This is a genomic window from Pseudonocardia sp. KRD291 (genome assembly GCF_019263595.1).
GTDB lineage: Bacteria > Actinomycetota > Actinomycetes > Mycobacteriales > Pseudonocardiaceae > Pseudonocardia.
Genome location: NZ_JADQDD010000261.1, coordinates 1 through 8,875 on the forward strand (window position 1 = coordinate 1; position 8,875 = coordinate 8,875).

Annotated in this window: 10 protein-coding genes; 4 read left to right on the plus strand and 6 right to left on the minus strand. The window is 75.6% G+C overall.

Features of this window, described 5'->3' with window-relative positions:
• Nucleotides 1-26: 26 nt before the first annotated feature.
• Nucleotides 27-1,079 (minus strand): Ku protein, encoded by a 1,053-nt coding sequence (locus tag I4I78_RS26140; protein WP_218614152.1) that lies wholly within the window; start codon nucleotides 1,077-1,079, stop codon nucleotides 27-29.
• An 84-nt stretch (nucleotides 1,080-1,163) separates the two neighbouring features.
• On the opposite strand from I4I78_RS26140, the gene ligD reads away from it, so the two are divergent.
• Nucleotides 1,164-2,087, plus strand: coding sequence for a non-homologous end-joining DNA ligase (gene ligD / locus I4I78_RS26145; RefSeq protein WP_218614153.1), 924 nt, complete (start codon nucleotides 1,164-1,166; stop codon nucleotides 2,085-2,087).
• A gap of 33 nt (nucleotides 2,088-2,120) precedes the next feature.
• Here ligD and I4I78_RS26150 read toward each other — a convergent pair whose 3' ends face one another.
• The 3 genes from I4I78_RS26150 to I4I78_RS26160 all read right to left on the minus strand — a co-directional run bounded on the left by I4I78_RS26150 (nucleotide 2,121) and on the right by I4I78_RS26160 (nucleotide 4,308).
• The gene (locus I4I78_RS26150) at nucleotides 2,121-3,074 is read right to left on the minus strand and encodes a prephenate dehydrogenase (RefSeq protein ID WP_218614154.1); all 954 of its coding nucleotides are present in this window, start codon (nucleotides 3,072-3,074) and stop codon (nucleotides 2,121-2,123) included.
• A 77-nt stretch (nucleotides 3,075-3,151) separates the two neighbouring features.
• A complete protein-coding gene (locus I4I78_RS26155) occupies nucleotides 3,152-3,472 on the minus strand; it encodes a nuclear transport factor 2 family protein (protein WP_218614155.1) in 321 nt (106 codons plus the stop codon).
• 44 nt (nucleotides 3,473-3,516) lie between these two features.
• Nucleotides 3,517-4,308 (minus strand): SDR family oxidoreductase, encoded by a 792-nt coding sequence (locus I4I78_RS26160; RefSeq protein WP_218614156.1) that lies wholly within the window; start codon nucleotides 4,306-4,308, stop codon nucleotides 3,517-3,519.
• Between the two features lie 113 nt (nucleotides 4,309-4,421).
• Here I4I78_RS26160 and I4I78_RS26165 point away from each other — a divergent pair, with 113 nt between their 5' ends.
• Complete coding sequence (locus I4I78_RS26165) at nucleotides 4,422-5,255, plus strand: MerR family transcriptional regulator (RefSeq protein WP_308252361.1); 834 nt, start codon at nucleotides 4,422-4,424, stop codon at nucleotides 5,253-5,255.
• Between the two features lie 13 nt (nucleotides 5,256-5,268).
• On the opposite strand, the gene I4I78_RS26170 is transcribed toward I4I78_RS26165, so the two are convergent.
• Together I4I78_RS26170 and I4I78_RS26175 are read right to left on the minus strand one after the other, a co-directional pair.
• Nucleotides 5,269-6,588: an amidase gene (locus I4I78_RS26170; protein WP_218614157.1), complete on the minus strand. Its 1,320-nt coding sequence runs from the start codon at nucleotides 6,586-6,588 to the stop codon at nucleotides 5,269-5,271.
• A 28-nt stretch (nucleotides 6,589-6,616) separates the two neighbouring features.
• Nucleotides 6,617-7,846 (minus strand): M20 family metallopeptidase, encoded by a 1,230-nt coding sequence (locus tag I4I78_RS26175; RefSeq protein ID WP_218614158.1) that lies wholly within the window; start codon nucleotides 7,844-7,846, stop codon nucleotides 6,617-6,619.
• A gap of 79 nt (nucleotides 7,847-7,925) precedes the next feature.
• On the opposite strand from I4I78_RS26175, the gene I4I78_RS26180 reads away from it, so the two are divergent.
• Together I4I78_RS26180 and I4I78_RS26185 are read left to right on the plus strand one after the other, a co-directional pair.
• A complete protein-coding gene (locus tag I4I78_RS26180) occupies nucleotides 7,926-8,441 on the plus strand; it encodes a tRNA adenosine deaminase-associated protein (protein ID WP_308252362.1) in 516 nt (171 codons plus the stop codon).
• 34 nt (nucleotides 8,442-8,475) lie between these two features.
• On the plus strand, nucleotides 8,476-8,875 hold a 400-nt coding region (locus tag I4I78_RS26185; protein WP_226380461.1), incomplete at its 3' end, for a nucleoside deaminase.

An 8,875-nucleotide genomic window follows, 5' to 3' on the forward strand; every position in this document is an offset into this window, starting at 1 on the left:
AGCGAGGGGACCCCTCGGGACGCGGCTCAGGCGGTCTTGCGGGGGGCGCGCTTGCGGGTGGTGGTCTTCGTCCCGGTGTCGCTCTTGTCGTCGTCGGCCGTGTCCTCGGTCTTCTTCGCGCGGGAGCGGGTCGTGCCCGCGGCCGGGGTCTTGCGGCGGGTGGTGGACTTCTTCTCGCCGCCCCCGGTGTCGGAGCCGCCCCCGGTGTCGGACCCGGTCCCCGTGTCGTCCGCGGAGTCGGTCTTCGCGGAGTCGGTCTTCGACGAGCCGGTCTTCGAGCCGGAGCCACCGGACTTCGACCCGCGCGCGGCGTCGACGCTGGCCTGCAGGGCGGAGAGCAGGTCGCTCATCGAGTCGGCGCCGTCGTCGCGCTTCTCCGCGGCCGGGGCCGGGCGCGCGTCGCCGTGCTCCTTCTTGGACTCGATCAGCTCGACGACGGCGTCGCGGTAGTCGTCGTGGAACTCGGCCGGGTCGAAGTCCGCGCCCATGCTCTCCACCAGCGACGACGCCATCTGCAGCTCCTGGGGGCGCAGCTCGACGTCGGTGTCGAGGATGTCGAACTCGGGCTCGCGCACCTCGTCCGGCCAGAGCATCGTCTGCAGCACGATCGCCTTGCCGCGCACGCGGAGCAGCGCGATCGTCTCGCGCTGGCGCAGGGCGACCTTGACCACGGCCATCCGGTCGGTCTCGGTCAGCGCCTCGCGCAGCAGCGCGTAGGGCTTGGCCGCCTTCGTCTCCGGCTCCAGGAAGTAGCTCTTGTCGAACAGCAGGGGGTCGATCTGGTCGGCCGGGACGAACTCGATCACGTCGATCTCGTGGCCGGTGGCGGTCGGCAGCGAGTTCAGGTCGTTCTCGTCGAGGGTGATCAGCTCGCCGTCCGGGGTCTCGTAGCCCTTGACGATGTCCGCGTACTCGACCTCTTCGCCGCACACCTGGCAGGTCCGCTTGTAGCGGATCCGGCCGCCGTCGGGCCCGTGGACCTGGTGGAACCGCACGTCGTGGTTCGTCGTGGCCGAGTACACCTTGATCGGCACGCTGACCAGGCCGAACGACACGGCCCCGCTCCAGATGGCACGCATGGCGCGATTCCCCCTCCCGCGGGCCGGACGCGCTTCGGTACTCCGGTTCCGGCCCGGCGGTGACAGCATGACGGGGTGTTGCCCATGCTCGCCACCCCCGGACCCCTCCCGACCGGGGACGACTGGCTGTTCGAGGTCAAGTGGGACGGCATGCGGGTGGTCGCCGACGTCGCCGACGGGACCCTCGGACTGGCCACCCGCACCGGTCGCGACGTGACCGCGAACTTCCCGGAGCTGGCCGGTATCGCCGAGCTGGCCCCGGACGTCGTGCTGGACGGGGAGGTCGTGCTGCTCGACGGCGGCGTGCCCAGCTTCGCCGCTCTGGCGCACCGGATGCACGCCGCCGTGTCGCCGTCGGTGGCGACCGCCCGCCCGGTCACGTTCATGGTGTTCGACGTGCTGCGTCTCTACGGGGTCGACCTGACCGACCGTCCGCTCGCCGAGCGCCGGGCCACCCTGGACCGCCTCGACCTCGACGGGCTGGACACCGTCGCGTCGTCACCGCTGTACCCGGACGGGGCGGCCCTGCTCGCGGTGACCGGCGAGCGCGGGATGGAGGGCGTGGTGGCCAAACGTGCCGACTCGGTCTACCGCGCGGGGCGGCGCAGCCCGAGCTGGGTCAAGGTCACCCACCGGTACTCGCAGAGCTGCCTGGTCGGTGGCTGGCGTGAGGAGCGCACCGGCGGACGGCGGATCGGCGCGCTGCTGCTCGGCGTCCCCGGCGACGACGGCCGGCTCGAGTTCGCCGGCCGCGTCGGGTCCGGGCTGGCAGGCGCGGCGGTGCAGCAGGTGCTGGCCGAGCGCCTGGCCCCGGTGACGTCGGCGACCTCACCGTTCGGTGCGGACGTGCCGCGGGTGGATCAGAGCGGCGCGCACTGGAGCGAGCCGCTGGTCGTCGTCGAGGTCGCGCACCTGGGCTGGACCGCCGCCGGGCGGCTGCGCCAGCCCGTGTTCCGCGGGGTCCGCGACGACGTCGAGCCGGCGGAGGTCCGGCGCGAGCGGGGGTGAGCCGAGCGCCGGCCCCCGGTCCCCGGGCAGGGGTCAGGCCTTCCAGGGCTCCACGACGTCGCCGCGCCGGCCCAGGTCGCGCAGCTCGGCGAGGACCGCGTCCGGGTCGTCGCCGTCCAGGGCCACCGGAAGGGCCAGCGGGTCCCGGGTGGACGCCCAGCGCTGACGGCCCTCGTAGCCGTTCGTCACCGTCGCGGCGAGGCCGCCGGTGGAGGCGAGCGAGCCGCGCATCGCGCCGAGCCTGCCCAGCGCGTCGTCGACGGCGGCCAGCAGCGCGCTCCGGTTGCCCTCGCACATCGCGAGCACCAGCTCCGGGCGGGTGCCGGCGACCCGGGTGCCGTCGGCGAACGAGCTGGCGGCCAGCGACAGCGCGAGGTCGTCGCCCTGCCCGCCCGCGCCGACCGCGGAGAGCACCGCGGCGAACAGGTGCGGCAGGTGTGAGATCTTCGCGACGGCCAGGTCGTGCTCGTCGGATGCGGCTGGGACGACCCGCGCCCCGCACGTCCAGGCCAGCTCCGCGACGTCGCGCCAGACCTCGAGATCCAGGCCGTCGTCGGCGGCGACGACCCACGCGGCGCCGTCGAACAGGTCCGGGCTGCCGGCGGCCCAGCCGGACTCGGCGGTGCCGGCCATCGGGTGCCCGCCCACGTACCGGGCCTGCGGCGCGTGCTCGGCGACGGCGTCGGCGACGGCGCCCTTCACGCTGATCGCGTCGGTCAGACGGCAGTCCGGCGCGATCTCGTCGACCCGCGCCAGCACCGCGTCCAGCGCCGTCAGCGGGACCGCGACGACGACCAGCGCGTCGGCCTCGGCGGCCCGGCGCAGTGCGGCGTCGGTGTCGGTGGTGACGTCGAAACCGTCGGCGACGGCGGCCGCCGCGGTGGGGTCGGAGGCCGCGGTGCCCCACGCGTCGCGCCCGTCGCGGACGGCCGCCCGCAGCACGGATCCGCCGATCAGACCGGTTCCCAGCACGCACACCGCTCGCATGCCGACGAGGGTAGAGCGCGCCCGCCGGGCCGGTCCGTGCGGTGCGGCCGGAGCCGCCCGGGTCATGGCCCCCCGGGTCAGGGCCGGATGCTCAGCGTCCGCACGTGCCCGTCGCCGGTGAAGGTGAACCGGAAGGTGAGCGCGACCGGGCTGCCCGGGAAGTCGCCGGCGATCTCGGTATGAGCGGCGTGCCCGCCGTCGTGGTCGACGATCTCGCGGACGGTGTAGGTGACCGGGGGCGCGCCGTGCCGCCAGGCCCGGACGGCGGCGAGGCCGTGGTGCTCGTGGCCCTCGTCCTCGACCACGGCGTCCGCGGCGAACTGGTCGAGGTAGGCGTCGGTGTCCGCGCCGGCGGCGAGGTCGAAGTAGCGGTGGACGAGATCGGTCGTTCCGGTCATGGCGTGCTCCCTGATGTCGTGGATGGTGCTGGACGGTGCGAGGGTCAGACCGTGGGGACGGTGCCGCCGTCGATCACGAACTCGGCGCCGTTGACCGACCCGGCGCGGTCGGAGACCAGGAACGCGATGAGCTCGGCGGCCTCGGCGGGCGAGGCGGGACGCCCGATCGGGATGCCGCCCAGGGAGTCCATGACCTGCTTCAACGCGGCGGCGCGGTCGATGCCCTGCCCGTCGGAGATGCGCTGCACCAGACCGTCGGCGCCGTCGGTGCGCACGAAGCCGGGGGCGACGGTGTTGACCCGGACCCCGGACGGCCCGACCTCGTTGGCCAGGCCCTTGCTGTAGGTGGTCAGGGCCGCCTTCGCGGCGGCGTAGCCGAGGGTGGCCTCGAACAGCGGCATCCGGCGCTGGATGGACGTGACGTGCACGACCGCGCCGGACCCGGCCGCGACCATCGCCGGGACCAGCGCGCGGTCCAGCCGGACGGCGCCGAGCAGGTTCGTGTCCAGGTCGGCCTGCCACTGCTCGTCGTCGAGTGCGGCGAACCCGCCCGGCCCGGCGTGCGACCCGCCGACGGTGTTGACCAGGATGTCCAGGGTCCCCCAGCGCTCGGTCACCCGGCGCGCCACCGCTGCGGCCCCGGCGGGCGTGCTGACGTCGGCGGCGACGAACGCGGCCGGGCCGCCCGGGCCGTCCGGCGCGTTCCGGGCGGTGGTCAGGACGTCGGCGCCTGCGGCGGCGAGGCGGGCCACCACGGCGGCGCCGATGCCGCGGCTGCCCCCGGTCACCAGCGCCCGCCGTCCGGCGAGCGAGTCGGAGATCGCGGTGTCGGTCATGTGGTGCTCCTCGTGCGGTCGGTGGCGTGCTGTGGAACCGACCCTGTGCCCTGCCGGCGGGGGAGGGTCCAGATCCGTGACCCTCCCCCCGGGGGAGGCTCCACACTGTCCGGGTGCGGCAGGAATCGAGAGCGGGACGGCTGGGCATCGGCGACTTCTCGCGGATGACGCACCTGTCGGTGAAGACGCTGCGGCGCCACCACGAGTCCGGGCTGCTGGAGCCGGCCGAGGTCGACGACGCGACCGGCTACCGGTACTACCGGCCCGAGCAGATCGCGGCGGCGCAGATGATCCACCGGCTGCGCGAGCTGGACATGCCGGTGCGCGAGATCGGGGAGCTGCTGTCCACCCCGGACCCGGACCGGCGCGCCGACCTGGTGGCCGGGCACCTGGCCCGGCTGGAGGCGCAGCTGGCGCGCACGCACACGGCGGTGACCTCGCTGCGCAGGCTGCTCGCTCCCGACCCGGAACCGCTGCAGGTGCGCAGGCTGGTCCGCCCCCGGGCGGTCGTCGCGGCGGTACGCGGCACGGTCGCCCGGGCCGACGTGCTCGGCTGGTACGCCGGCGCCGCGGCCGAGCTGGACGCCGTGCTCGCGGCCGGCGGCCGCGTTCCCACCGGCCCGCCCGGGAGCCTGTTCGACTCCGCCCTGCAGACCGACGACGTCGGCGAGCTGGCGGTCTACCTGCCGGTCGGCGACCCACCGCGTTCCGGGCGGATCGCGCCGCTGGTCCTCCACGAGACCGAGCTGGCGGTGGCGGTGCACCGCGGCGAGCACTCCGACATCGACGTCACCTACGGCGAGCTCGGCCGCTGGGTGGACCGGCACGCGCTCGCGATCGCCGGTCCGGTGCACGAGACCTACCTGGTCGGGCCGCGCGACACCCCGGACCCGTCGGGGTGGCGCACCGAGATCGGCTGGCCGGTCCTGGCCATCTCGCCCGGATGAGGGCCCGCGCGGATCAGGCGACGCCCTCGATGACCGCCGCGGCCCGGAGCACGGGGGAGACGTCCGTGCCGACGGCCGCGACCTGCATCCCGGCCGGCAGCCCGTCGGACGGCAACGCGGCCGGTACCGAGACAGCCGGGCGGTCGGTCAGGTTGAACGGACTGGTCAGCGCCAGCATCGACGTCCGGACGTGCGCCGTCGTGCCGTCCGGGAGGGGGACCTCCTCGGCGCCGATCGGGGTGGCGCGCAGGCGGGTGGTCGCGGACAGGAGCATGTCCACCCGGGCGCCGAGGTGGGCCAGCAGGTCGTCGCCGAGACGGCGGCGGGCCCGCTGCGCGGCCACGTAGGCGTGCGCGGGTGTCCCGGTCTGTGCGTCCAGCCGGTCCCGGGTGGCGGGCTGGTACTCGTCGCGGCGGCTCTCGAACCACTCCCGGTGCGTCGCGTAGGCCTCGGCACCACAGATCGTCGGATACGTCGCGGCCAGCTCCTCGATACCGGGGGTGCGGACCGCGACCACCTCGGCGCCGGCGCGGTCCAGCGCGTCGGCGGCCGCGGTGACGGCGGCGGCCAGCACCGGGTCGTGCGGGCGCCAGTAGTCGTCCTCGGCCACCCCGACCCGGAGCCCGCGCACGTCGTCACGACCACCGCCGGCGCCGGTGAGCGCGTCCCAGGCGAGCCCGACCGACGCGACGTCCGGGGCCAGCAGCCCGACCGTGTCGAACGACTCCGCCAGCGCGAACACCCCGTCACCGGGCAGGGCGCCGCGGCACGGCTTGAGCCCGACGACGCCGCACAGCGCGGCCGGGGTGCGCACGCTCGCCCCGGTGTCGGTGCCGACCGTCAGCGCCAGGTGCCCGGCCGCGAGCGCCGCGGCCGACCCGGACGACGAGCCGCCGGTGATCCGCGCGAGGTCGTGCGGGTTGTGCGCCGGGCCGGTCGCCGCGGCGTCGCCGGTCGGGCCGTAGGCGAACTCGTGGGTGTGTAGCTTGCCGACGATCACCGCCCCGGCCGCGCGCAGCCGGGCGACGATCGGCGCGTCCGCGGCCGCCGGGGGCGCGTCGGCGAGGATCCGGGACCCGCAGCGGGTGGGTAGCCCGGCCACGTCGACGAGGTCCTTGATCCCGACCGCGACGCCGTGCAGCCGCCCGGCCCGGTCGCCGCGCCGCGACGCCTCGGTGAGCTCGGCCGCGCGCCGGCGGGCGCCCTCGGCGTCCAGGGTGACCACCGAGTTCGTGGTGTCGCCGGAGAGCCGCTCCAGCACGTCCTCGACGTGGGCGGACGGGGTGAGCGTGCCGTCGTGCAGTGCGCGGACCAGGTCGGGAAGGGAGAACACGCGCCCAGCCTCCCAGCTGCGTCCGCTCTCAGCCGCTCAGCGCGGCCAGCGCCAGGCCGGCGTGGACCGCGACCCCGGACGGGAGCGCGGACTCGTCGAACACGACCCGGTTGGAGTGGTTCGGCGGCGCGGTCTCCGCAGCGACGCCCGCCGGGCGCCCGCCGAGGAAGGCCAGCGCGCCCGGCACCCGTCGCAGCACGTAGGAGAAGTCCTCGGCCCCCATGATCGGGGCCTGCATCGGGGTGCACCGCGGCGCGCCGAGCACCTTCGCGCCGACCCGGGCCAGCGACTCCGCCGCGCCGGGGTCGTTCACCGTCACCGGGTAGCCGGGCACGATCTCGACCTCCGCGGTGCAGTCGTGGGCCAGCGCGAGGTGGCGGCACACCCGGTCGATCTCGGTGTGCAGCTGCGCGCGGACCGGTTCGGACAGCGTCCGCAGCGTGCCCTCGAGCTGCGCGGTCTCCGGGATGATGTTGTCCGTGGTCCCGGCGGTGATCCGGGCGATCGTGAGGACGGCCGGGTCGTGCGGGCCGATCCGGCGGGTCAGCATCGTCTGCAGCGCGCCGACCATCGCCGCCGCGGCCGGCACCGGGTCGCACGCGTCCTGTGGTGCCGAGGCGTGCCCGCCGCGGCCGGTGACGGTGACGCGCAGGACGTCGGCCGCGGCCATGATCGCGCCGGGGCGGTGGTGCAGCTCCCCGGAGGGCAGCGTGGAGGAGATGTGCAGCGCGAACGCCGCCTCCGGTTCGCCGGCCGGGCCGGAACGCTCGAGCAGGCCCTCCTCGATCATGTGCCGCGCCCCGTGGAAGCCCTCCTCGCCGGGCTGGAACATCAGCAGCACCCGTCCGGCGAGGCGGTCGCGGTCCTCGGCGAGCAGGCGCGCGGCCGAGGCCAGCATCGCGACGTGCGTGTCGTGCCCGCAGGCGTGCATCGCACCGTCGACCTCGGAGGCGAAGCCGAGACCGGTGTCCTCCTGCAGCGGCAGCGCGTCCATGTCGCCGCGCAGCAGCACCGTCGGCCCGGGCCGGGCGCCCTCGATCACCCCGACCACGGAGCTGCAGGACCCGCCCAGGTGCACGGTGATCGGGAGGTCGGCCAGGGCGTCCCGGACGGCGTCGCGGGTGGCGGGCAGGTCGAGGCCGAGCTCGGGTCGCCGGTGCAGCGCACGGCGCAGTGCCACGGTGCGCGGCTGCACCGCCTGGGCCCGGCCGAGCAGGCCCACCGGAAGGTCCCGGACGGACGACGGGGTGATCGGCATGCCCCGATGGTGTCAGTGTGACGGGCCATACCCTGATGTGGCGTGGACCACAATGGCCGCAACGACGTACCGTGGGCCCGTGCCCACGCAGAGCGTCGAAGTCGCCCCGGACAAGCGGGAAGCCGCCCTGCCCGGATTCGCGGTGGCCGCGATCCGGGAGGAGGGTCGCTGGCGCTGCGTCCGGCTGGCCGCCGGCGTGCTGGAGGACCTCGACGCGGCGATCACGGCGCTGCGCGGGCTGCGCTCGCAGGGAGCGGTGATCGGGCTGCTCGACGTGGACGACGAGTTCTTCGTTCTGCTGCGCCCGGGCCCCGGCGGCGTCCGGCTGCTGCTCTCCGACGCGGTCGCCGCGCTGGACTACGACGTCGCCGCGGACGTGCTGGACCTGCTGCGCATCGAGCTCCCGCCGGACGACGACGCGCTCGACGACCCGTGGCCCGAGGGCGACCTGGGCATCCTGTCCGATTTCGGCCTCCCCCCGGACGAGCTGGAGGTCCTGGTCGGGGACCCGGACCTCTACCCGGACGAGCAGCTGGAGTCGATCGCGCGCCGTCTCGGGTTCGCCGACTCGCTCGACGAGGCCGTCGGCCGCTGAGCCACCGGCCCGTCTTTCCCCGCCCGTGCACGCCCTGCCCTCCGACGAGGCCGTGCTGCGCCGCGCGTTGAGCGTGGCCGGCGACGCCGCGCGCACCGGTGACGTCCCGATCGGTGCGGTGGTCCTCGCCGCGGACGGCACCGAGCTGGCCGCCGCCTGCAATGCGCGCGAGGCGCTCGGCGACCCCACCGCACATGCGGAGGTGCTGGCGTTGCGCGCCGCGGCCGCGGTCGTGGGCGAGTGGCGCCTGGAGGGCACGACGCTCGCGGTGACCGTCGAACCCTGCACGATGTGCGCGGGGGCGATCGGCCTGGCCCGGGTCGCGCGGGTGGTGTTCGGCGCCTGGGAGCCGAAGACGGGCGCGGCCGGCTCGCTGTGGGACGTCCTGCGCGACCGGCGCCTGACGCACCGGCCGGAGGTCGTGGGCGGGGTGT

What these genes read in the sequence shown, in the direction of transcription:
- I4I78_RS26150 (WP_218614154.1), bottom strand. Translation starts at nt 3,074, where the DNA reads ATGCGAGCGGTGTGCGTGCTGGGAACCGGTCTGATCGGCGGATCCGTG.
- I4I78_RS26155 (WP_218614155.1), bottom strand. Translation starts at nt 3,472, where the DNA reads ATGACCGGAACGACCGATCTCGTCCACCGCTACTTCGACCTCGCCGCC.
- ligD (WP_218614153.1), top strand. Translation starts at nt 1,164, where the DNA reads ATGCTCGCCACCCCCGGACCCCTCCCGACCGGGGACGACTGGCTGTTC.
- I4I78_RS26175 (WP_218614158.1), bottom strand. Translation starts at nt 7,846, where the DNA reads ATGCCGATCACCCCGTCGTCCGTCCGGGACCTTCCGGTGGGCCTGCTC.
- I4I78_RS26160 (WP_218614156.1), bottom strand. Translation starts at nt 4,308, where the DNA reads ATGACCGACACCGCGATCTCCGACTCGCTCGCCGGACGGCGGGCGCTG.
- I4I78_RS26140 (WP_218614152.1), bottom strand. Translation starts at nt 1,079, where the DNA reads ATGCGTGCCATCTGGAGCGGGGCCGTGTCGTTCGGCCTGGTCAGCGTG.